The 22,607-nt window shown below is 64.7% G+C and carries 21 protein-coding genes; 16 read left to right on the forward strand and 5 right to left on the reverse strand.

Annotation, left to right across the window (positions count from 1 at the left end; translation table 11 throughout):
* The first annotated feature begins 29 nt into the window (after positions 1-29).
* The 11 genes from leuC to GXB81_RS18620 all read left to right on the forward strand — a co-directional run bounded on the left by leuC (position 30) and on the right by GXB81_RS18620 (position 11,463).
* Positions 30-1,454 (forward strand): 3-isopropylmalate dehydratase large subunit, encoded by a 1,425-nt coding sequence (gene leuC / locus GXB81_RS18570; protein WP_205989996.1) that lies wholly within the window; start codon positions 30-32, stop codon positions 1,452-1,454.
* The gene (leuD, locus tag GXB81_RS18575) at positions 1,447-2,082 is read left to right on the forward strand and encodes a 3-isopropylmalate dehydratase small subunit (RefSeq protein WP_205989997.1); all 636 of its coding nucleotides are present in this window, start codon (positions 1,447-1,449) and stop codon (positions 2,080-2,082) included. Before leuC ends, leuD begins: the two co-directional genes overlap by 8 nt.
* Before the next feature lie 96 nt (positions 2,083-2,178).
* Positions 2,179-3,198: a 4-hydroxythreonine-4-phosphate dehydrogenase PdxA gene (locus tag GXB81_RS18580; protein ID WP_167045802.1), complete on the forward strand. Its 1,020-nt coding sequence runs from the start codon at positions 2,179-2,181 to the stop codon at positions 3,196-3,198.
* Between the two features lie 104 nt (positions 3,199-3,302).
* Positions 3,303-4,190, forward strand: coding sequence for an alpha/beta hydrolase (locus GXB81_RS18585; RefSeq protein WP_205989998.1), 888 nt, complete (start codon positions 3,303-3,305; stop codon positions 4,188-4,190).
* Positions 4,191-4,283: 93 nt separating this feature from the next.
* Positions 4,284-5,591, forward strand: a complete 1,308-nt coding sequence (locus GXB81_RS18590; RefSeq protein WP_205989999.1) for an MFS transporter — start codon at positions 4,284-4,286, stop codon at positions 5,589-5,591.
* A 223-nt stretch (positions 5,592-5,814) separates the two neighbouring features.
* Positions 5,815-6,903 carry a porin gene (locus tag GXB81_RS18595; RefSeq protein WP_205990000.1) on the forward strand — a complete coding sequence of 363 codons (1,089 nt, stop codon included), beginning with the start codon at positions 5,815-5,817 and terminating at the stop codon, positions 6,901-6,903.
* Positions 6,904-7,262: 359 nt separating this feature from the next.
* Entirely contained in the window at positions 7,263-7,880 is a 618-nt protein-coding gene (locus GXB81_RS18600) for an aminodeoxychorismate/anthranilate synthase component II (RefSeq protein ID WP_205990001.1), read from the forward strand.
* Between the two features lie 19 nt (positions 7,881-7,899).
* Positions 7,900-8,931, forward strand: coding sequence for an anthranilate phosphoribosyltransferase (trpD, locus tag GXB81_RS18605; RefSeq protein ID WP_205990002.1), 1,032 nt, complete (start codon positions 7,900-7,902; stop codon positions 8,929-8,931).
* Positions 8,932-8,949: 18 nt separating this feature from the next.
* A complete protein-coding gene (gene trpC, locus GXB81_RS18610) occupies positions 8,950-9,735 on the forward strand; it encodes an indole-3-glycerol phosphate synthase TrpC (RefSeq protein WP_167045784.1) in 786 nt (261 codons plus the stop codon).
* Positions 9,736-9,814: 79 nt separating this feature from the next.
* A complete protein-coding gene (locus GXB81_RS18615) occupies positions 9,815-10,441 on the forward strand; it encodes a CYTH domain-containing protein (protein WP_167284166.1) in 627 nt (208 codons plus the stop codon).
* Positions 10,442-10,617: 176 nt separating this feature from the next.
* Complete coding sequence (locus GXB81_RS18620; protein ID WP_205990003.1) at positions 10,618-11,463, forward strand: uracil-DNA glycosylase; 846 nt, start codon at positions 10,618-10,620, stop codon at positions 11,461-11,463.
* A gap of 144 nt (positions 11,464-11,607) precedes the next feature.
* On the opposite strand, the gene GXB81_RS18625 is transcribed toward GXB81_RS18620, so the two are convergent.
* The 5 genes from GXB81_RS18625 to GXB81_RS18645 all read right to left on the reverse strand — a co-directional run bounded on the left by GXB81_RS18625 (position 11,608) and on the right by GXB81_RS18645 (position 16,776).
* Positions 11,608-12,204 (reverse strand): NAD(P)H-dependent oxidoreductase, encoded by a 597-nt coding sequence (locus GXB81_RS18625; RefSeq protein WP_167045775.1) that lies wholly within the window; start codon positions 12,202-12,204, stop codon positions 11,608-11,610.
* 154 nt (positions 12,205-12,358) lie between these two features.
* Positions 12,359-14,149, reverse strand: a complete 1,791-nt coding sequence (locus tag GXB81_RS18630) for a PDZ domain-containing protein (RefSeq protein ID WP_205990004.1) — start codon at positions 14,147-14,149, stop codon at positions 12,359-12,361.
* A gap of 125 nt (positions 14,150-14,274) precedes the next feature.
* Positions 14,275-15,000 carry a DsbC family protein gene (locus GXB81_RS18635; protein ID WP_205990005.1) on the reverse strand — a complete coding sequence of 242 codons (726 nt, stop codon included), beginning with the start codon at positions 14,998-15,000 and terminating at the stop codon, positions 14,275-14,277.
* Between the two features lie 180 nt (positions 15,001-15,180).
* On the reverse strand, positions 15,181-16,353 hold the full coding sequence (locus GXB81_RS18640) for a UbiH/UbiF family hydroxylase (protein WP_167284163.1): 1,173 nt from the start codon (positions 16,351-16,353) through the stop codon (positions 15,181-15,183).
* Between the two features lie 57 nt (positions 16,354-16,410).
* Positions 16,411-16,776: a hypothetical protein gene (locus GXB81_RS18645; RefSeq protein ID WP_345889900.1), complete on the reverse strand. Its 366-nt coding sequence runs from the start codon at positions 16,774-16,776 to the stop codon at positions 16,411-16,413.
* A gap of 269 nt (positions 16,777-17,045) precedes the next feature.
* Here GXB81_RS18645 and ychF point away from each other — a divergent pair, with 269 nt between their 5' ends.
* The 5 genes from ychF (at position 17,046) to ugpE (ending at position 22,510) form a co-directional block, all read left to right on the forward strand.
* The gene (gene ychF / locus GXB81_RS18650) at positions 17,046-18,140 is read left to right on the forward strand and encodes a redox-regulated ATPase YchF (protein WP_167284162.1); all 1,095 of its coding nucleotides are present in this window, start codon (positions 17,046-17,048) and stop codon (positions 18,138-18,140) included.
* A 152-nt stretch (positions 18,141-18,292) separates the two neighbouring features.
* On the forward strand, positions 18,293-19,030 hold the full coding sequence (locus GXB81_RS18655; RefSeq protein ID WP_167045761.1) for a hypothetical protein: 738 nt from the start codon (positions 18,293-18,295) through the stop codon (positions 19,028-19,030).
* A gap of 349 nt (positions 19,031-19,379) precedes the next feature.
* Positions 19,380-20,705, forward strand: coding sequence for a sn-glycerol-3-phosphate ABC transporter substrate-binding protein UgpB (ugpB, locus tag GXB81_RS18660; RefSeq protein WP_205990006.1), 1,326 nt, complete (start codon positions 19,380-19,382; stop codon positions 20,703-20,705).
* A gap of 78 nt (positions 20,706-20,783) precedes the next feature.
* A complete protein-coding gene (ugpA, locus tag GXB81_RS18665; RefSeq protein ID WP_167045755.1) occupies positions 20,784-21,668 on the forward strand; it encodes a sn-glycerol-3-phosphate ABC transporter permease UgpA in 885 nt (294 codons plus the stop codon).
* Positions 21,665-22,510, forward strand: coding sequence for a sn-glycerol-3-phosphate ABC transporter permease UgpE (gene ugpE / locus GXB81_RS18670; protein ID WP_167045752.1), 846 nt, complete (start codon positions 21,665-21,667; stop codon positions 22,508-22,510). Before ugpA ends, ugpE begins: the two co-directional genes overlap by 4 nt.
* Positions 22,511-22,607 lie beyond the last annotated feature (97 nt).

A 22,607-nucleotide genomic window follows, 5' to 3' on the forward strand; every position in this document is an offset into this window, starting at 1 on the left:
CATCGGGCCCTCACACCATCGGAGGAGATGTGCCGAGCACGCTGTATCAGAAGCTCGTCGAGTCGCACACGGTCGCGAAACTCGACGCCCAGCACGTCCTGCTTTATGCGGACCTGCACATCATGAACGAATACACCAGCCCGCAGGCTTTCAACGGCCTCGTCGAGCGCGGCATCGGCGTCCTGCGGCCGGAGCAGCAGATGGGCGTGGTCGATCATGTGATTCCGACGCGCCCCGACCCGGTCGGCAAACGCGTGATCGCGATCGACGCCGCCGCGCGCCAGGCCGCGAATTTCACGCGCAACTGCACGAAATACGGCATCAAGCTGTTCGACGTCAACGATCCGCTGCAAGGCATCGAGCACGTCGTCGCGCCCGAATCGGGCCTGATCCGCCCCGGCATGGTCGTGCTGTGCGGCGATAGCCACACGACCACTTACGGCGCATTCGGCGCGCTGGGCTTCGGCATCGGCACGTCGGAAATCGAGCATGTACTGGCGACACAAACGCTGTCGTACCGTCTCGCGAGCACGATGCGCATCCAGATCAACGGCAGCCTGCCGGCCGGCACGACCGCGAAGGACCTCGTGCTGTGCGTGATCGCGAAGATCAGCGCGCAAGGAGCGCGCGGCTATGCGGTCGAATACACCGGCGAGGCGATCCGCGCGCTGTCGATCGAAGCGCGCATGACCCTGTGCAACATGACCGTCGAGGCCGGCGCGCGCGCCGTGCTGATCGAACCGGACGACACGACCTTCGCGTATCTGCGCGCGCATCGCGGCAATCTGGGCGAAGCGCAAATGGAAGCGGCGATCGCGGCATGGCGCACGCTGCGCACGGACCCCCGCGCGCAGTTCGACGCCGACCTCGCCATCGACGCCGCCGACGTCGCGCCCTACGTCACCTGGGGCACGAGCCCCGACCAGGCGATCCCCGTCGATGGCCTGATTCCCGCGCCCGAAGACAGCGCCGATCACGTCGTGAGCGCGGCGACCGCGCGCGCACTGGACTACATCGGCCTCGCGCCGGGTTCGAGCATCGAGGGCACGCCGATCGATCGCGTGTTCATCGGCTCGTGCACCAACGGCCGCATCGAAGACCTGCGCGCGGTCGCGGCGATGCTGCGCGACGGCATGCACGTCGCCCCCACCGTGCGCGCGATGATCGTGCCGGGCTCCGGCGCCGTGCGCGCGCAAGCGGAACAGGAAGGGCTGTCGGATACCTTCATCAAGGCCGGCTTCGAATGGCGCCAACCCGGCTGCTCGATGTGCCTCGCGATGAACGACGACGTGCTGCGCCCCGGCGAGCGCTGCGCTTCGACCACCAATCGCAATTTCGAAGGCCGTCAGGGACGCGACAGCCGCACGCATCTGATGAGCCCGGCAATGGCCGCCGCCGCCGCGATCACCGGACGCATCACCGACATCCGCAAATGGGAGCACCACGATGCCTGATTTCTCGCGCATGGAAGGCGTGGCCGCACCGCTGCCGATCGCCAATCTCGACACCGATCAGATCATGCCGAAGCAGTTCCTGCTCGGCACCGACAAGTCCGGCCTCGCCGCCGGCCTGCTGTACGACCTGCGCTTCCTGCCGGACGGCAGCCGGCGCGACGACTTCGTGCTGAACACGCCGGCCTATGCGGGCGCGAAAGTGCTGGTCGGCGGCGCCAACTTCGGCTGCGGATCGAGCCGCGAGCACGCGGTATGGGGGCTGCTGCAAAGCGGCATCGAAGCGGTGCTCGCGCCGAGCTACGGTGAAATCTTCTACTACAACGCGGCGAACAACCGGCTGCTCGCGATCATCCTGAAGCCGGAAGAGATCGACGAGATCAGCGCTGAAATTTCGAACCCGGCGGCGAACCGTCTGTCGATCGACGTTGCCGCGCAAACGGTGCGCACCGCGTCGGGCCGCACGTATTCGTTCCGGATGGACGAGCGGCACCGGCAGATGTTCCTTGAAGGTCTTGACGTGCTCGGCGCATCGCTGAAGATGCTGCCGCACATCGAAGCATTCGAAGCGCGGCATCGCGCGGAAAACCCCTGGGCGCGCGTGCTGCCGCTGCCTGCCGGCGCGGCCTGATCGAGCCCGCGCAGCGCTGCCGCATTGCCCACTTCTCTCAACTACAACCGATATGGAGAACCCCCACATGAAACCGCTGATATGGAGAACCCCCACATGAAACCGCTGATCGGCCTGATGCTCGGCGACGTCACCGGGATCGGCCCGGAACTGGTCGTCAAACTGCTGTCGCTTCCCGAAACCCGTGAAAAAGCGAACGTCGTGATCATCGGCGACGAGCGTGTGCTCGAACTCGGCATGAAAGACGCCGGTCAGCGCATTCCGTACGTGAAGATCGCGAACGTGAAGGACGCGGTGCACGACGCGGCGGAGATTCCGCTGATCGATCTGCACAACGTCGACCCGGCGCTGTACCCGCGCGGCGAGTTGAATGCCGAATCGGGCCGCCTCACCGGCGAGACGCTCAAGTACATGACGGACCTCGCGCTCGCGGGCGAACTCGACGGCATCTGCTTCGCGCCGCTCAACAAGGCGGCCCTGCATCGCGGCGGCTGGAACTATCACGACGAACATCAGATGTTCGCCGCCTGGACGAAGCACGAAGGCTACTTCGGCGAAGTCAACATCATTCCGCAGTTCTCGACCTTCCGCGTAACCTCGCACGTCGCGCTGCGCAAGGCCGTCGACATGGTGAAGCCCGACCGCATCGAAGGCGCGCTCACGCTCGCGCACGACACGATGCGCGCGTTCGGCAAGACGGCACCGCGCATCGGCGTCGCGGCGCTCAATCCGCACGGCGGCGAAAACGGCCTGTTCGGCGACGAGGAAATCACGATCATTCGCCCGACCCTCGAAGCGCTGCGCGCGAAAGGTCTCGCGAGCGAAGGTCCGTTCCCGTCCGACACCGTGTTCATCAAGGCGCGCCGCGGCGATTTCGACGCGGTGGTGATCATGTATCACGACCAGGGGCAGATCGCGACGAAGCTGCTCGGCTTCTCGCAAGGCGTCACGCTGACGGGCGGCCTGAAGACCGTTTATGCGACGCCGGCGCATGGCGTGGCGTACGACATCGTCGGCACCGGCACCGCGGATGTCGGCGCGACCGCCGCCGCATTCGACGTCGCGACGCGCACCGCGGTCGCCCGCAAGAGCGCACGCGCGGCGCTCGCGCACTGAAGCACACGCACCACGATCGCATCGAAAGCCCGCCGCGCCGCCTGGAGACGGCGCGCGCGGCGGACCCGCAATAACCTGCTTACGCATTGCCATAGAGGTCAGTCATGCCCATGTTTGAGAATTTCACCAAAACGACGATCAAAACGAGCGGCGCCGAGATTGTGACGGTCAAGGGCGGTGAAGGCCCGCCGCTGCTGCTGATGCACGGCAACCCGTTCAATCACCTGTCCTGGCACAAGATCGCGCCGCGCCTCGCGAAAGAGTTCACGGTGGTCTGCACCGACCTGCGCGGCTACGGCGACAGCTCGAAGCCGCCCGGCGGCGGCGATCACTCGGACTACTCGTTCCGCGCGATGGCGCAGGACCAGGTCGAAGTGATGGCGGCGCTCGGCTTCGACAAGTTCTATGCGGCGGGCCACGACCGCGGCGCGCGCGTGCTGCACCGCATGTGTCTCGACCATGAATCGACGGTGCTCAAGGCGGCCTTCGTGGACATGCTGCCGCAACACCATCTGCTCAACAACGTGACGCGCCAGTGGGGCAAGTTCTCGTGGCACTGGTTCTTCATGATTCAGGACTATCCGACGCCGGAAAAGATGATGGGCGCGGACCCCGAATTCTTCATCCGCCGCAAGCTGTCGAAGACCGACCAGGGCACGAGCTTCTTCGGCCCGGAAGCGCTCGCGGACTACATCCGCTGCATCAGGAATCCGGACGTGATCCACGCGATGTGCGAGGACTACCGCGCGACCTTCGGCATCGACCTCGACATGGATACCGCCGACTTCGACGCGGGGCGCCGTGTCACCACGCCGTCGATGATCCTGTGGGGCGCGAAAGGCGGCGTCGGACGCAATCACAACGCGGCCGAAGTGTGGAGCCGCTACGCGACGAACATCGTGCGAACCGCAACCGTGCCGTCGGGCCACTATCTGCAGGAAGAATGCCCCGACGAGACCTACGAAGAGCTGAGCAGCTTCTTCCGCCAGTAAATCCCGTGCCATGACCGCCGCGCGCGCGGGCTCCGCTGGTCAGAGAGCCGCGCGCGGCGCGATCGCGCCGTAAAACAATGAATGGAGGAAGACATGTCCCCTTCGCAGCCTACGCGAAGCAGGGCAAGGATCACGTTCGTCCTGCTTTGCATCATGGCGTTCATCATGTACGTCGACCGCACCAATATGTCGGTCGCCGCCCCCGTGATGAGCAAGGAACTCGGTTTTAGCAACACCCATCTCGGCTTCATCTTCTCCGCCTTCGCCCTCGCCTACAGCTGCTTCATGATTCCGGGCGGCTGGCACAGCGACCGTATCGGCTCCCGCAAAGGCCTGTTGCTGTACGGCTCGCTGTGGGCAATCGCGACGATCGCCACCGGGGTCGTCGGCAGTCTGTACGCGCTGGTCGCCGCGCGCTTCTTCGTCGGCGTGGGCGAAGCGCCGATTTACCCGACCGCCGCGCGGATGATCGCCCGCGTGATTCCGGAAGAGCGCCGCGGCGCCGCGCAAGGCCTCATGCACGCGACCGGCCGCATCGCGAACGCGCTTGCTCCGCTGATCGTCACCGGCCTGATCGTCACGTTCTCGTGGCGGCTCACGTTCATCATTCTCGGTGCGGTTACGCTCGTTTACATGATCGTGATGTATATCGGGCTCAACGAGGCGAAGCGGCATGGCGCAACCCCGGGCGACACCGCGGCCGCGACTGCGGCTCCGGCGCGCAAGCCGATCAACTGGCCGGACATGATCCGCCGCGTATGGCCCGCGACTGCCGCGTGCTTCTGCCATGGCTGGGTCTTGTGGTTCTTCCTCAACTGGATTCCGACGCTCTTCTCGCAACGCTACGGCATGAAGCTCTCGCACAACGCGATCTTCTCCACGCTCGTGCTGCTCGGCGGCTCGCTCGGCACGGCGGTCGGCGGGATGATGACCGACTGGCGCCTCAAGCGCACCGGCAACCGGCTGCGCGCACGCCGCGAAGTCATCATTTTCGGCTTTCTCTCGTCGATCGTTTGCCTGATTCCGCTTCTGCTCACCCGCGATATCACCGTCAGTTCGATCTGCCTCGGGCTCGCCTTCTTCTGCTCGGAACTCGCCGATTCGCCGCTGTGGGTGGTCGGCACCGAGGTTTCTCGCGAACACTCGGCCACGTCGAGCGCATGCACGTTCACCGGCATGGCGTTGGCCGGTGCCGTCTCGCCCATCGTCGTCGGCCTGCTGCTCGACGTGTCGCACGGCAGATGGGTCGTTGCCTTCGCCGCCTCGATCGTCGTGCTGCTGCTCGGTCCGCTTTTCACGTTCTGGATCAAGCTCGACGACGAACCCTCCGCGGCCACCGACCACGCCGACATTCAGGCCATGACATCCCGGCCGGACGTTTCGCACGCCGCGTCGCGCTAACGCGCAGCACGGGAATCCTCAACGCGAACACCACCCGCCGGGTTCGCTGATTCCACACGGCGCGGGCCCGAACCGGCAGCGAACGGCACGCGCCGCACCGCACTACCGAAACGGTGTATCGCCGTTTCGGTAGTGCCAGGTACAACTATCTATCCACCGAAAATCGATCCGTCCCGCCATCAGCTCGGGCGAGCCGGCTATCGACCCCATAAGGAGAACAAGAATGCGTCATCAAGGGATCTTCACCGGAATAAAACCGCTTTTTCTGGGAGCGCTTCTGGCATCGTTGAGCGCGGGTGCCCACGCGCAGTCGAGCGTGACGCTGTATGGCATCGCGGACGCCGGTCTGGAATTTCTCACCGGTGTCCCCAATAGCTCGGGCAAAGCGTCGAATCTGCTGCACATGGAGTCGGGCGGCGTCAAAAGCAGCCGGATCGGACTCAGGGGCGTAGAAGATCTCGGCGGCGGTCTGAAGGCCATCTTCACGCTCGAGGGCGGCATCGACATTACCACGGGCAAGTCGCAGCAAGGCGGACGGCTGTTCGGCCGGCAGGCGTTCGTCGGCCTGAGCAGCCGCTACGGGGCGCTCACCTTCGGCCGGCAGAAGGTGCCGATGTATGACTTCTCGGTACGTTACGACCCGCTCAACTACACCGTCTACGGCCTGAAGCAGACCGACGCGCAATTCGCGGGCAGAGCCGACAACTCGGTCAAATACCAGGGCAGTTTCGGCTCGATCCACTATGAGGCGCTGTATAGCACCGGATACGACTCGACGATTGCGAACGGCAGCCAGGTGCCGGGCGAATTCAAGGTCGGGCGGGAAATCGGCGCCGCCGTCGAATATGCGGCCGGCCCATTCGCGGCGATGGTGGTCTACGACCTGCGCAACGGCACTTCTATCGCCACACAATCCGGCAAGGAGCAACATCTCGCGGCGGCCGCGACCTACCGGATCGGCAAGGCCAAGGGTTTTGTCGGCTACCGGTGGTTGAGCAGCACCTTACCGCTCGATGCGAGCACGCAGGGTCATGCGAACGAGTTCTGGACCGGCCTCGAATATCGCGTGTCCGGCCCGCTCACGCTTGCCGGCGCCGTCTTCTGGACCGACATTACTTCGGCGGGACAGCGGCCGCTGTATCTGGCCGCGACCGCGAAATATCAGTTGTCGAAACGCACGGCACTGTATTCCGAACTCGGCTACGTGAAAAACAGCCATGGCTCGAACCTCGGCCTGAACGGCTACGACACCGACGTCGTCGCGGGCCACAACCAGACCGGCGTGATGATGGGCGTCGTCCATTACTTCTGAGAGCGGCACCGAAACGAGCGAATGCCCAAGCCCCCGGCTCGGGCATTCGTGGCAAGCCCTTGGTCACACCGTTTTCCCGTCGCTTCTTCCTACAGATCTTTCCTCAGTTCTTTCTTCCGTAGACGGCATTGCGCAGCGCCCGTATTCCTGCTGTTAGAATGCTGCTCATGCGACACAGCGCTCGATTCCCCTCCGTTCTCCTGCTCTTTGGTTGGCGTTAAGCCAGCCAACCTTCCTTTGCGGCCCCACCGCGGGCATCCGCGTAACCCCGTGCGACCGGGGCGACAGCGCGGCAAATTTATCCAGGCCCCCAATCCACAGGGGAAAACCCCGGTTCTCTCAGGAATCCAGGAGCAATCATGCTGCTCATGATCGACAACTACGACTCGTTTACCTACAACCTGGTGCAGTACTTCGGCGAACTCGGCGAAGACGTGCGCACCTACCGCAACGACGAAATCACGCTCGACGACATCGCGCAACTCAACCCCGAGCGCATCTGCCTGTCGCCGGGACCGAGCAATCCGCAACACGCGGGCATCACCCTCGACGTACTGCGCGAATTCGCCGGCAAGACGCCGATTCTCGGCGTGTGCCTCGGCCATCAGGCGATCGGCGAGGCGTTCGGCGGGCGCGTCGTGCGCGCGCAGACCATCATGCACGGCAAGGTCAGCACGATCGAAACCGACTGCAGGGGCGTATTCGCAGACCTGCCGAAGCACTTCACGGTGACGCGCTACCACTCGCTCGCAATCGAGCGCGAATCGCTGCCCGACTGCCTCGAAGTATCGGCATGGACCGAAGACGGCGAAATCATGGGTGTGCGCCACAAGGAACTCGCCGTGGAAGGCGTGCAGTTCCACCCGGAGTCGATCCTCTCCGAACACGGCCACGCGCTGCTCGAAAACTTCGTCAAGCAGTCGAAGCTCGCCGCCGCCGGCAAGACACCGGGTCACGCCGCGTCCGGTCACGCCTGACACACAAAGAGAGGAGACCATGTCTATTACGCCCCAGGAAGCCTTGCAGCGGACCATCGAGCACCGCGAAATTTTTCACGACGAAATGCTGCACCTGATGCGCCTCATCATGCGCGGCGAACTCTCGCCCGTGATGTCGGCGGCGATCATCACCGGCCTGCGCGTCAAAAAAGAGACCATCGGCGAAATCACCGCGGCCGCCACGGTGATGCGTGAATTTGCCCGGCACGTCGAGGTGCAGGACAACTCGAACTTCGTCGATATCGTCGGCACCGGCGGCGACGGCGCGCATACGTTCAACATTTCCACCGCGACGATGTTCGTCTCGGCCGCGGCCGGCGCAAAGGTCGCGAAGCACGGCAATCGCGGCGTGTCGAGCAAGTCGGGCAGCGCCGACGTGCTCGAAGCGCTCGGCGTCAACATCGATCTGCAACCGGAACAGGTCGCGGCGTCGATCGCCGAAACGGGCATGGGCTTCATGTTCGCGCCGAACCATCATCCGGCGATGAAGAACGTCGCGCCGGTGCGCCGCGAACTCGGCGTGCGCACGATCTTCAACATTCTCGGCCCGCTCACCAATCCGGCCGGCGCGCCGAACCAGTTGATGGGCGTGTTTCACGCGGACCTCGTCGGCATTCAGGTGCGCGTGATGGAGCGTCTCGGCGCAAAACATGTGCTGGTCGTGTATGGTATGGACGGCATGGACGAAGTCTCGCTCGGCGGGGCCACGCTGGTCGGCGAGTTGCGCGACGGCGAGGTCCGCGAATACGAGATCCATCCGGAAGACTTCGGCATGCAGATGGTGTCGAACCGCACGCTCAAGGTCGCCGACGCGAGCGAATCGAAAGTCATGCTGCTCGAAGCGCTCGACAACAAGCCCGGCGTCGCGCGCGAAATCGTCACGCTGAACGCGGGCACGGCGCTCTATTCAGCGAATGTGGCGGCATCGATCGCAGACGGCATCCAGCTTGCGCGCGAGGCGATCGCGAGCGGCAAGGCGCGCGCGAAGGTCGACGAACTCGTGCGCTTTACCCAGCAATTCAGGCAGTAATCACGTAGGGAAATATTGATGAGTGACATCCTCAACCGTATCATCGCGGTCAAACGCGAAGAAATTCGGGCGGCCGAACAAAGTGCGCCGCTCGAAGCACTGCGGCTCGAAGCCTCGTCGCGCGACGTCCGCGACTTCGTCGGCGCGTTGCGTGCCAAGCACGCGGCGGGTCTCGCCGCGGTGATCTCCGAGGTCAAGAAAGCCAGCCCGTCGAAGGGCGTGCTGCGCGAGCACTTCGTGCCGGCCGACATCGCGCGCTCGTACGAGAAGCACGGCGCGGCGTGTCTGTCGGTGCTGACCGACGTGCAGTTCTTCCAGGGCAGCGCCGCGTATCTGCAGCAGGCGCGCGCGGCATGCAATCTGCCGGTGCTGCGCAAGGACTTCATCGTCGATCCGTACCAGATCGTCGAAGCGCGCGCGATGGGCGCCGACGCGATCCTGCTGATCGCCGCCGCGCTCGACACCGCGCAGATGCAGGACTTCGAAGCGCTCGCGCATTCGCTCGGCCTCGCGGTGCTCGTCGAAGTGCACGACAACCACGAACTGAAGGAAGCGCTCACGCTGAAGACGCCGCTGATCGGCATCAACAACCGCAATCTGCGCACGTTCGAAACCTCGCTCGACACGACGCTCGGCATGCTCGACGCGATTCCGGACGACCGCATCGTCGTGACCGAATCGGGCATCCTGTCGCGCGAGGACGTGGAGCGCATGCGCGCGCGGGACGTGCATACGTTCCTCGTCGGCGAGGCGTTCATGCGCGCGGACGAGCCTGGCGTGGCGCTTGAGCAGATGTTTTCCTGAGCGTTGCCGTCTCGAAGTATCGACGTCGACGTATCAACGTATCGGCCGCGCATAAACGCTCGCCACGAGGGCACGCATCATGGGCATGGAACGCGAAATCAAGCTGGCGCTGCCGCCCGCGCAGGTGCAGGCGGCGACGCAGTGGTTTGTCGCACGCGCCGGCAAGGACGGTCAGGCGATCAGGCTCGTGAACCTTTACTTCGACACGCCGCAGTTGACGCTGGCGTCGTCGAAGAGCGCGCTGCGTTTGCGGCAGACGCCGGACGGCTGGCTGCAAACCTTCAAGACGGTCGGCCACGCGACGAACGGTTTGCATAGCCGGCACGAATGGGAATTGCCGGTGGCCGATGCGAAGCTCGACATCGACGCGTTGCTGCGCGTCTGCGACGAGCCGGCTGCTGCGGCGGCGTTGCAGCAGGCGGCGCCGTCGCTGATCGAGTTGTTCCGCACCAATTTCACGCGCACGCTGTGGCTGCTCGAAGTGGACGGCGCGCGGATCGAGGCGGCGATCGATCAGGGCGACGTGCTCGCGGAAGTCGGCGGTGAGACGCGTCGCGCGCCGATCTCCGAAATCGAACTCGAACTGAAATCCGGCGACGAAGCGGCGCTTCACACGCTCGCGGCGGAACTCGGTCAACACATTGCCGGCCTCGCGCCGGACGATATCAGCAAGGCGCAGCGCGGCTACCAGTTGCGGGCCGGCTGAATGACGCCGACGCGGCGGCGCGAGTCAGTGCTTTAGGCGCTTTAGGCGCTGCTCGCGGTCGAACGCCTTGCACTCATGGCAATCACGGCCAGCCCCGGCAACCGGATTCCCGGCCACGCAATCCCCGCTCCGCCGCACCTTGAGCTAGCCACCGTTTGCTGCGACACTTCCCCGCCATGACATCCGCTTCCCGTACCCGCTCCAATCCATCGCAGGCTTCGCTGTTCGGCGATGCTGAGGCCGCGTCCCCGACGCCGGCCATGCCCGCCACCGCACCGCAACAGCCGGCCGACCCCACCGCCCCGCCCACGCTCGAAGCCCAATTCGATGTCCTGCCCGCCGCGTGGCACGCGCATCTGAAGCCGTTCATCGACAGCAACGCCTACGCGCCATTGTGCCGTTTCGTCGACGGCGAGCGCGCCGCCGGTAAAACGATCTACCCGGCCGACGTGTTTCGCGCGCTGCGCCTGACGAGCCCCGATGACGTCAAAGTCGTGATCCTCGGCCAGGACCCGTATCACGGCGAAGACCGTGGCACGCCGCAGGCGCACGGGCTCGCGTTCTCGGTCGCGCCGCACGTGCGCCCGCCGCCGTCGCTGCGCAACATCTTCAAGGAAATCGCCGCGAATCTCGGCCATGAAACGCCGCGGCACGGCTGTCTCGACAGTTGGGCCAAACAGGGCGTGCTGCTGCTGAACACCGTGCTGACCGTCGAGCGCGACAGCGCCGCGAGCCATGCGAAACGCGGCTGGGAGAAATGCACCGACACGCTGATCCACGAACTCGCGACACGCCACGATGGCCTCGTGTTCATGCTGTGGGGCGCGCATGCGCAGGCCAAGCGCGCGCTGCTCGGCGGCAAGTCGCATTGCGTGCTCGAGGCGCCGCATCCGTCGCCGCTGTCGGCGCATCGCGGCTTTCTCGGCTGCGGGCACTTCGCGACGGCGAACGAGTATCTCGTGAAGCACGGCCGCGAACCGATCGACTGGCGCCTGCCGGACGAAGCGCAGATGCTTGCCTGACTGAACACGCGGTAACCGGCGCGCAGAACCGGTCGCACTGCCAGAAAATAAAAACGCCACGGATGGAGAACTCCATCCGTGGCGTTTTTTCGTTTCACCACCGGCGCCGCGATCAAGCGGCACCACACGGCGCAACGAGATGACTCAGACTGCGGCGATCGCTTCGCGCGCGTTGCTCAGCGCGGCGCTGGCTGCGTCCGGGCCCAGGTTCAGACCTTCGGCGTAGATGAAGTTCACGTCGGTCATGCCGAGGAAGCCGAGGAAGCTCTTCAGGTACGGCGTTTGGCTGTCGTTCGGCGTGCCGATGTACTTGCCGCCGCGTGCCGACACGACGTGCACCTTCTTGCCCGTCACGAGGCCGACCGGGCCGTTCTCGGTGTAGCGGAACGTGATGCCGGCGCGGGCGATGAAGTCGAAGTACGTCTTCAGTTGCGACGAGATGCCGAAGTTGTACATCGGTGCGCCGATCACGACGATGTCGGCGGCTTGCAGTTCGGCGATCAGCGCTTCGCTGCGCGCGGCGATCTCAGCTTGCTCCGGCGTGCGCTGCTCGGCCGGCGTGAAGAACGCGCCAAGCACGGCGTCGTCGAGGTGCGGCAGCGGTTCGGCTTGCAGGTTACGGACGACGACTTGCGCGCCCGGGTTCGATTGTTGCAGCTTCGCGGTCAGCTCGTTGACGAGCATCGTCGAGTTCGCGCCTTGCGAGCGGGCTGCCGAGTTGATTTGCAGGATCGTGGTCATGGTTGACTCCAGTAGGGGGCGCGCTGTGTTGCGCGAGTGGAGCCATTGTGTTTTTTTACCGGTCCGCGAAAAAGCTATCCGGCAGCGAAGGATTGTTGCATTGATAGAACAATCCCCGCCCTCAGCCGTCAATCAATAACGTTAGGCATGACGCTCAGCTTGCAAGCCAGCGTTCGCGAGCGCGGCGCGTGGCGGCCCGCTTGTCGGTGACCGCGAGCTTGTAGCGTGCCACTTCGGGACCGTCGAGCCGCACCTGCGTGACGCGCAGCTCGTCGCGGCGGAATGCGTGGAGCTCGACCTTCGCGCCCGGCTGATAGCGCGCGAGCAGCGCGTCGATATTGCCGCCGGTCACGCGCAGGCCGTCGAGCGCGATCAGCACGTCGCCGGCGGAAAGCCCAGCCTTCTGCGCGGCGCTGCCCTCGTGCACGGCCGCCAGCGTGCAATCTGCGCCGCCGCGCAGACGCACGCCGAGCGACGGCTTGCCATTGCGGTCGAAGTCAGGCGCGAGCGCCACGCCGAACGGCGCGAGCAATTCGGGAAGCGGCAAATCGCGCGTGCCGTACACGGCCTCGGCGAACAGCCCGCCGAGCTGCACGCCGGTCGCTTCCGCGAAAATCGCCTCGATCTCGTCTTCCGCGACGCCGGCCGGCTTGCCGCGATAGAAGTCGCGGCCGAAGCGCTGCCACAGGAGACGCATCACGTCATCGAGCGATTTGCGGTTGCCCGTTTGCGCGCGGATCGCAAGATCGAACGAGAGCGCGACGAGCGAGCCCTTCGTGTAATAGCTGACGATCGCGTTCGGCGCGTTCTCGTCCTGCCGGTAGTACTTGACCCACGAGTCGAACGAACTTTCGGCGACGCTCTGCTTCAGACGGCCGCTGCCGCGCTGCACGCCGCCGATCACCTTGCCGAGCAGCCCGAAATAGTCGTCCTGCGAAATCACGCCGCTGCGCACGAGGATCAGATCGTCGTAGTACGAGGTGAAGCCCTCGAACAGCCACAGCAGCGAGGTGTAGTTTTCGACGCTCAGGTCGTACGGTGCGAATGCGGCCGGCTTGATGCGCTTCACGTTCCAGGTGTGGAAATACTCGTGGCTGCACAGGCCGAGGTAGGTCCGGTAGCCCTCGCTCATCGCCTCGCGGCCCTGCACCGGCAGATCGGTGCGATTGCAGATCAGCGCCGTCGAGGCACGATGTTCGAGCCCGCCGTAGCCGTCGGTCACGGCCTGCGTCATGAACACGTAGCGCTCGACCGGCGCCTTCTTCGACTTCGGTTCGAACAGCGCGATCTGCGCCTCGCAGATGCGCTTCAGGTCCGCGCACAGCCGCTCCATGTCGAGCCCGATCACGCGCCCGCCGATCACGACGTCGTGCGGCACGCCATGCGCCTTGAACGTCGCGAGCGCGAACGTGCCAAGTGTCACGGGATGGTCGATCAGTTCGTCATAGTTCTGCGCGCGGTACTCGCCGAAGCCGTAGCGCTTCGTGGCGCGCGCTTCCGGCAGCGCGGTCGCGACGCGCCAGTTACGGTACGCCTCGCCTTGGGGCTTCTGAATCTCGACCACGCATGGCGCGTCCTCATGGCCGAGCGGCGAGAGGAACACGCTCGTGCCGTTGAAAAAGCCGGTCGTATCGTCCAGATGCGCGGCGCGCACCGACAGGTCCCATGCGTACACCTCGTAGCGCAGCGTCAGCGCGCCCTTTACCGGCGCGGCCTGCCACGTGTGCTTGTCGATCTTGTCGATGCGCACCTTGCGGCCCGCCTCGTTCACCGCGCGCAGCGTGACGATGTTGCGCGCGAACTCGCGCACCATGTAGCTGCCCGGAATCCATACCGGCAGCATGAAACGCTGCCCGGCCGGATCGGGGTCGGCAACGGTCACGGTAACTTCGAACAGATGGGCGGCGGGGTGACTCGGAACGATGGTGTAGCGGATCGGCTTCATCGGCAGCGGTGGGCAAATTGGAATGGGGGAGTCGAAAACGGGGCGGCCTGGGATAACCCGAGATGGCGCCCCTTGATGCGAAAGAAGGCGCTTCCCGCGCCTTCTTTCCGATGATTGTGCGGGGCTCAGTGCACCGCGGAGAGTTCCCGGTCGAGCCGGTCGGCCGGCACGGCGCCGGGCAGGCGGCGACCGTCGGCGAGGAACACCGTGGGCGTGCCGTCCACGTTCATGGCATGACCGAGCGCGAGGTTCTTGTCGATCGCGGCGGTGTCGCAGGTGCCGGCGGCGGTCGGCGCCTGATGGTTCTGCATCCACGACTCCCAGGCCTTCGCGCGATCGGCCGAGCACCAGATCGACTTCGACTTGACGGCCGAGTCCGGCGACAGCACCGGGTACAGGAACGTGTAGACCGTAACGTTATCGATCGACTTCAGCGAGGTTTCGAGCTGCTTGCAGTACGGGCAGTTCGGATCGGAGAACACGGCCATCTTGCGCGAGCCGTTGCCGCGCACGACCTTCACGGCATTCGCGAACGGCAGGCTCGCGAAGTCGATGCGGTTGGTTTCCGACAGCCGCGCTTCGGTCAGATTCTTGCGGGTCTTCGCGTCGACCATGTCGCCGAGCATCAGGTAGTCGCCGTTGGCGTCGCTATAGATGATCTGCGTGCCGAGGTTGACTTCGTACAGCCCGGCGATCGGCGACTTCGTGATGCTCTTGATCGTCACGTCGTTCAGGCGCGTTTGCAGCGTCGCCTTGAGCCTGTCGGTGGTCTGGTCGGCCTGGGCCGAGCAGCCGAGCGTGGCGGCGGCGATCGCGAGTGCGGCGGCGGCCATGCGGAAGGTCGTTTTCATGCTGGAGTCCTGAGTTCAGTCGCGCATCGAGCGCATTTTTTCACGTTCCGGCTGCGCTTTTCAGGCGCACATTGGGTCAGACCGCAAGGCGGCGATCCGCTCATGATACCCGCCCCGACCGCCGCTTATCGGCCATCGGCCATCGGTTCTCCGCACGGCGGCGGCCCCGCGCGCCGTGCCTCATCCGAGCGCGGCCGACACGAGCCAGCGCTTGACGAACGGCTGGGCACCGACGAACGCCATGCCCGTATTGCGCACGACCCGCGCGAGCGGGCCCGGTATCGAGAAGAGTTTTTGCAGACCGTCGGTGGCGATCATCAGCGCGCGGATGTCTTCGCGGCGCGAACGTTCGTAGCGGCGCAGCAGCACCATGTCGCCGAGGTCGCGAAACGCCTCCTTGCCGGCAACCGTGCTCGCGAGCGCCGCGACGTCGCGCAGGCCGAGGTTCATGCCCTGCCCCGCGAGCGGGTGGATCAGATGCGCGGCATCGCCGACCAGCGCGACGCGCGGCGCGACGAGCCGGTCCACGGTTTGCAGCGCGAGCGGGAAGCCTTGCGCGGGCGTCACGCAGTCGAGCGCGCCGAACTGGCCGCCGCTCACCTGCTCCACTTCGGCGGCGAGCCGCTCGGGATCGAGCGCAAGCAGCTGCTCCGCGTGCCCGGTGCGCGCCGACCAGACCAGCGACACATGGCCGTCCGGCATCGGCAGCAGCGCGATGATCTCGCCGTCACGGAACCATTGGTAGGCGGTTTCGCCGTGCGGCTTCGCGGCCTTGAAATTGGCGACCACGCCGGTCTGCTTGTAGTCGCGCCGCACCATCTTCGAGCCGATCTGCGCGCGCACCCACGAATGCGCGCCGTCCGCGCCGACCACGAGGTCCGCTTCGAGCACGCTGCCGTTGGCGAGGCCGACGCTCGCGCTGTCAGCGCTGAAATCGAGCGCCTGCGCGCGCGTGTCGATCCACGTGAGATTGGGCTGGAAGCGCAGCGCGGCATCGAGCGCGCGCTCGATCACCGACGACTCGACGATCCACGCCAGTTGCGGCACCGAAGCCTGGAACGCGGAGAAGTGCAGCTCGGCGTGCGCGTCGCCGTACACGCGCATGTCGTAGACGGGCCCGAGCCGCGCCGGGTCGAGCGCCTGCCAGACCCGCAGCCGTTCGAGCAGGGCCTGCGAACTCGACGACAACGCGTAGACCCGCGAGTCGAAGGCCGCGCCGGCAGGTGGCGCCGCGCAAGGCTGCGCGAGCAGCGCGACGCGCAGCCCGCCTTGCGTGAGCGCGAGCGCCGCGGTCTTGCCGACGAGCCCGCCGCCGATCACGGCGGCATCAAAGGTCTGGTGGTGTGCGTTCATGCGCGCATTATAGCCGCGGGGTTGCGGGCCTTCCGCCCCCATCGGACCCGCTCGGCCCTAGTGCGGCGCGCTCGCCGCAAGCGCCGCGTTGGCCTCGCGGATGCGCATGAAATCCGGATCGGACGACAGGATGCGCCACGCGGCCGCTTCGAGCTGGGCCTTGCGATCGCGTTGATCGCCGCGCACCGCGCAGTCGGGGAACACGCGGTCGTACACGTGCCAGAGCGAATCGAAGTCATTCCTGTCGGCGAACTGCGCGATGCTTGCCCGATCTTCCTGACTCAGGCGGCCCGTCAGGCATTCGATCGTCTGCCGGTCCGTGGTGGCCTGGGCTTCGTCGAAATTCGGCGAGACCCATGTCGCGACCCCGCCCACGATCAGCGCCACGACGACGCCGGTTCCGACCCATCCGATGATTCGCACGTTCTTCCCCCGAAAAGTGGGCTCTGACGGCCCTGATTTAACGATTTTACAGTGGATATGACGAAATGCATCACAGCGGAAAGCCCATCCGGACGGGTTACAATTGCGCTTTCCGTGAAAACTCGCACCCAATCGTCGAGCCAACGCCCCGATTCGGTGACTTGTCCGCTCCGCTGAGCCTGCCGCGCCACGCCCCGCGCGAAGGCTTGCCGAATCCGCGCACAGCGTCGAGCGCCTCACGCAACCTACTGATTCACTGAAGGATTTCCATGAGCCTCAAATGCGGCATCGTCGGCTTGCCTAACGTCGGCAAGTCCACCCTGTTCAACGCGCTGACCAAGGCAGGCATCGCCGCCGAAAACTATCCGTTCTGCACGATCGAGCCGAACGTCGGCGTGGTCGAAGTGCCGGACGCGCGCCTGAAGGCGCTCGCCGAAATCGTCAAGCCCGAGCGCATTCTGCCGGCCGTGGTCGAATTCGTCGACATCGCCGGTCTCGTGGCCGGTGCGAGCAAGGGCGAAGGGCTCGGCAACCAGTTCCTCGCGAACATCCGCGAAACCGACGCGATCACGCACGTGGTGCGCTGCTTCGAGGACGACAACGTGATTCACGTCGCGAACAAGGTCGATCCGCTGTCGGACATCGAAGTCATCAACACCGAACTCGCGCTCGCCGACCTCGGCACCGTCGAAAAGGCGCTCGCGCGCTACTCGAAGGCGGCCAAGTCGGGCAACGACAAGGAAGCGGTCAAGCTCGCCGCGGTGCTCGAGAAGGTCCGCGTGCAGCTCGACCAGGCCAAGCCGGTCCGCGCGCTCGCCCTGACCGACGAGGAACAGGCCACGCTCAAGCCGTTCTGCCTGATCACCGCGAAGCCGACCATGTACGTTGCCAACGTGAAGGAAAACGGCTTCGAGAACAATCCGCACCTCGACGCGGTCACGAAGTTCGCCGCGGCCGAAGGCGCGCCGGTCGTGGCCGTGTGCGCGGCGGTCGAAGCGGAAATCGCCGACCTCGACGAAGCCGACATGGAAGTGTTCCTCGCCGACATGGGCATGGAAGAGCCGGGCCTGAACCGCGTGATCCGCGCGGGCTTCAAGCTGCTCGGCCTGCAAACCTACTTCACGGCCGGCGTGAAGGAAGTGCGCGCGTGGACAATCCATATCGGCGATACGGCGCCGAAGGCGGCCGGCGCGATCCACACTGACTTCGAACGCGGCTTCATCCGCGCGCAGACGATCGGCTTCGACGACTACATCGCCTACAAGGGCGAGCAAGGCGCGAAGGAAGCCGGCAAGATGCGCGCGGAAGGCAAGGAGTACGTCGTGCATGATGGGGACGTGATGAACTTTTTGTTCAACGTCTAAGCCACTTCACGCGCAGCATAAGCACCTGCGACTGCAATCAGGTCCGTGTCGAATCTCGGAACAGTCGCCCCTAACAGTCGCAGGGCATCACATATAAAGCGAGGGCGAGATCACCAGCCGCTAAGAAATCGTTCGTTCGATCCTCGCTTTCCATGACCAAGAATATTGCAGACAACCCGGCGCATAGGCTGCACGAGATTCTGAAACAGTGCAAAGAAACCGCGGCCGGGGAAAATTGCCGGTCAGTGTGGCGAAGAATTCTCAGGACCGAGGATGAAGGCGAACTGCTTGCTCGCATCGCGAAACTACTCTACCTCTCGCGAGAGGTCGTTGATATCGTCAACGATTCGTTTTCGAAGCATCTGCAATCCATCCAGACGCTTCACCTGCAACTGAAGACGGGCATCACCCAGCAGAATCTGAACGGGCAGTGGGCCAGCTTCATTTCGCACGTACACGACCATTCGATAGTGTCTCTCGGATTCACCGCATCGTTGCTGGAGGAGCGGGAGAAGCTTCAGGCAGTTGACATCAGCAGCCTTAGCGATCAGCGAGACAAGCTGGTGGAGCTCCGCAAGGAAATTGTCTCGTCCAATGAACTACCGGACGACGTCAAGCTCACTATCGTCCGTTACCTGGGCCGCTTGATTGAGTGCCTGGACGAATATTTCATCACGGGTATATTTCCTGTGCTTGACGCAACGAACACCGCCATCGGCAACGTTGCATTTGATGAGGCCTACGGTCGAGTCCTGCAAGACACCGCACTGGGGCAGAAAGTCGCGAGCGCGTTGGCCAATGTGGCGAACTCCGTGACAATCGCCACCGGCATGTTGCAACTGGCAGAGCCTGTCGCACACCTGCTAAAACTGCTTCCTGGCAATAGCTAGAATGCGAGCGCGCAAAGCACGCGCGCTTTTCCATCGCGGCATGAGCTTTCCGAAAAGCCTGCTCCAAAGCCCGCCCCAAGCGGGCTTTTTCATTGCCGCCGCCTTTCGCCGCATCCCCCATCCCCCGCCCACCACCTCGCCCCGCCTGTTTCCGTTTCCTGACAGCCGGTGTTACATTGCGGCTTCCGGCCTCCGCCAGAAGCGCTTCCACGCCGCCTGGCCGCCGACGCCGGAATGTCATCGAAGCCAAATAGAATCGCGCGATTCGCGTCCGCGCCCGTCCGCATACCGTCATGGAATCGAAGTCAGCGTCAAAGCGCTGCCCCCGATCGACACAGGAGACAAATCGATGAATTGCAAGCCGTTGCTCCGTTCACTTTCCGTCGCCGCCGTGTTAAGCGTCGGCCTCAGCCAGGCGGCCCACGCCGCGACCGAAATCCAGTTCTGGCATGCCATGGAAGCCGCGCTGGGCGAACGTCTGAACGACATCGCGAACGACTTCAACAAATCGCAGAGCGACTACAAGATCGTGCCCGTCTTCAAGGGCTCCTACGACCAGACCCTCGCCGCCGGCATCGCCGCCTATCGCAGCGGCAACGCGCCGGCCATCCTGCAGGTCTACGAAGTCGGCACCGCGACGATGATGCAGGCGAAGAAAGCCATCGTCCCGGTCACGCAGGTCTTCAAGGACGCCGGCGTGCCGCTCGACCAGAAAGCCTTCGTGCCGACCATCGCGAGCTATTACAGCGACTCGAAAACCGGCGAGCTGATCTCGATGCCGTTCAACAGCTCGACGCCAGTGCTCTACTACAACAAGGATGCGTTCAAGAAGGCCGGGCTCGATCCGAACCAGCCGCCGAAGACCTGGACCGAACTGCACGCCGACGCGCAGAAGCTGAAGGCCTCGGGCATGTCGTGCGGCTATTCGTCGGGCTGGCAAAGCTGGATTCAGCTCGAGAACTACAGCGCGTGGCATGCGGCGCCGTTCGCGTCGAAGAACAACGGCTTCGACGGCATGGACGCGCAGCTCGAATTCAACAAGCCGCTGCAGGTCGCGCACATCCAGTTCCTGCAGAACATGGCGAAGGACGGCTCGTTCACCTATGTCGGCCGCAAGGACGAACCCGTGTCGAAGTTCTATAGCGGCGACTGCGGCATCATTACGAACTCGTCGGGCTCGCTCGCCACGATCAAGAAATACGCGAAGTTCAACTTCGGCACCGGCATGATGCCGTACGACGAGAGCGTGAAGGGCGCGCCGCAGAACGCGATCATCGGCGGGGCGAGCCTGTGGGTGCTGTCGGGCAAGGACCCGGCCGTCTACAAGGGCGTCGCGAAGTTCCTCGCGTACCTGGCCACGCCGCAAGTCGCCGCGAAGTGGCATCAGGACACCGGCTATCTGCCGATCACCACCGCCGCCTACGATCTGACGCGCCAGCAGGGCTTCTACGAGAAGAACCCCGGCAGCGACACCGCGATCCGCCAGATGATGAACAAGCCGCCGCTGCCGTTCACGAAGGGCCTGCGTCTGGGCAACATGCCGCAGATCCGCACCGTGATCGACGAGGAACTCGAACAGGTGTGGGCAGGCAAGAAGACGCCGCAACAGGCGCTCGACTCGTCCGTCGCGCGCGGCGACGATCTGCTGCGCCGCTTCGAAAAGGCCGGCAACTAGACCGGGCATCGCCCGCGGGCGGGTTGCGATGCCGCTGCGCCGCAACCCGCCGCCATTGCAGCCCCCTTGGGAATCCCGATGGAAAAGCGCTCTTACTTCGGCACCAGCGCGCTGCCCTACCTGCTCGTCGCGCCGCAGCTGCTCATCACGCTGGTGTTCTTCCTGTGGCCCGCAGGCGTTGCGCTCTGGCAATCGACGCAAAGCCAGGACGCGTTCGGCACGTCGAGCGAGTTCGTCGGCCTCGCGAACTTCAAACAGCTTTTCGCCGATCCGCTGTATCTGGCCTCGTTCAACACGACGATCGTGTTCTGCACGCTCGTCACCGTGTCGGGCCTCGTGATCTCGCTGCTGCTCGCGGTCTGCGCCGATCGCGTGACGCGCGGCAAAAAGGCCTATCAGACGCTGCTGATCTGGCCGTACGCGGTCGCGCCCGCGATCGCCGCGGTGCTGTGGTCGTTCCTGTTCAACCCGAGCATCGGCCTCGTCACCTATGCGCTCGCGAAATACGGCGTCGTGTGGAATCACGCGCTCAATCCCGGCCAGGCGATGTTCCTCGTCGTGCTCGCCTCGGTGTGGCAGCAGGTCAGTTATAACTTCCTGTTCTTCTACGCGGGCCTGCAGGCGATTCCGCGCTCGCTGATCGAAGCGGCCGCGATCGACGGCGCCGGTCCCGTGCGGCGCTTCTTCGGCATCGCGTTGCCGCTGCTGTCGCCGACCACGTTCTTTCTGCTCGTCATCAACATCACCTACGCGTTCTTCGACACTTTCCCCGTGATCGACGCGGCGACCGGCGGCGGCCCCGGCCAGGCGACTCGCACGCTGATCTACAAGATCTTCGCCGAAGGCTTCCAGGGGCTCGACATCGGCAGCTCGGGCGCGCAGTCGGTCGTGCTGATGGTCATCGTCGTGGCGCTGACCGTCGTGCAATTCCGCTTCATCGAACGCAGGGTTCAATACTCATGATCGAGAACCGCCGCGGTTTCGACCTGTTCTGCCACGCGGTGCTGATCGTCGGCGTCGTGCTGGTGGTGTTTCCGGTCTACGTCGCGTTCTGCGCGGCGACCATGAGCGAGCACGAAGTGTTCACGGTGCCGCTATCGCTCGTGCCGGGCACGCATCTGTTCGAGAACATCGTCACGATCTGGACGCAGGGCACCGGCAACGCGGCCGCGCCGTTCAACCGCATGCTGCTTAACAGCCTCGTGATGGCGCTCGTGATCGCGATCGGCAAGATCGCCGTGTCGATGATCTCCGCGTACGCGATCGTCTATTTCCGCTTTCCGTTTCGCACTGCCGCGTTCTGGCTGATTTTCGTCACGCTGATGCTGCCGGTCGAAGTGCGCATTTTCCCGACCGTGCAGGTCGTCTCGTCGATGCATCTGAGCAATACGTACACCGGCTTGACGCTGCCGCTGATCGCCTCGGCGACCGCGACGTTCCTGTTCCGCCAGTTCTTCAAGACGTTGCCGGACGAGCTGATGGAAGCCGCGCGCATCGACGGCGCGGGTGCGCTGCGCTTCTTCTGGGACGTCGTGCTGCCGCTGTCGCGCACCACGATGGCCGCGCTCTTCGTGATCACCTTCATCTACGGCTGGAACCAGTATCTGTGGCCGATCCTGATCACGAGCCAGCAGTCGCTGATGACCGCCGTGATCGGCATCAAGGGCATGATCGCCTCGGGCGATACCGCGACCGAATGGCATCTGGTGATGACGGCCACGCTGCTCGCGATGCTGCCGCCGCTCGTCGTCGTGCTGACGATGCAGCGCTGGTTCGTGCGCGGCCTCGTCGATTCGGAGAAGTGATCGACACGGCGCGGCACGGCGGGCCGCGCCGCGAGGCGTCGTTATGCGCCGCATAGAAAAACCCCCGCGCGCCGCCCGTCGAACGGCGCAGAAAGGC

The organism is Paraburkholderia sp. Ac-20336 (assembly GCF_017105025.1).
Lineage (GTDB): Bacteria > Pseudomonadota > Gammaproteobacteria > Burkholderiales > Burkholderiaceae > Paraburkholderia.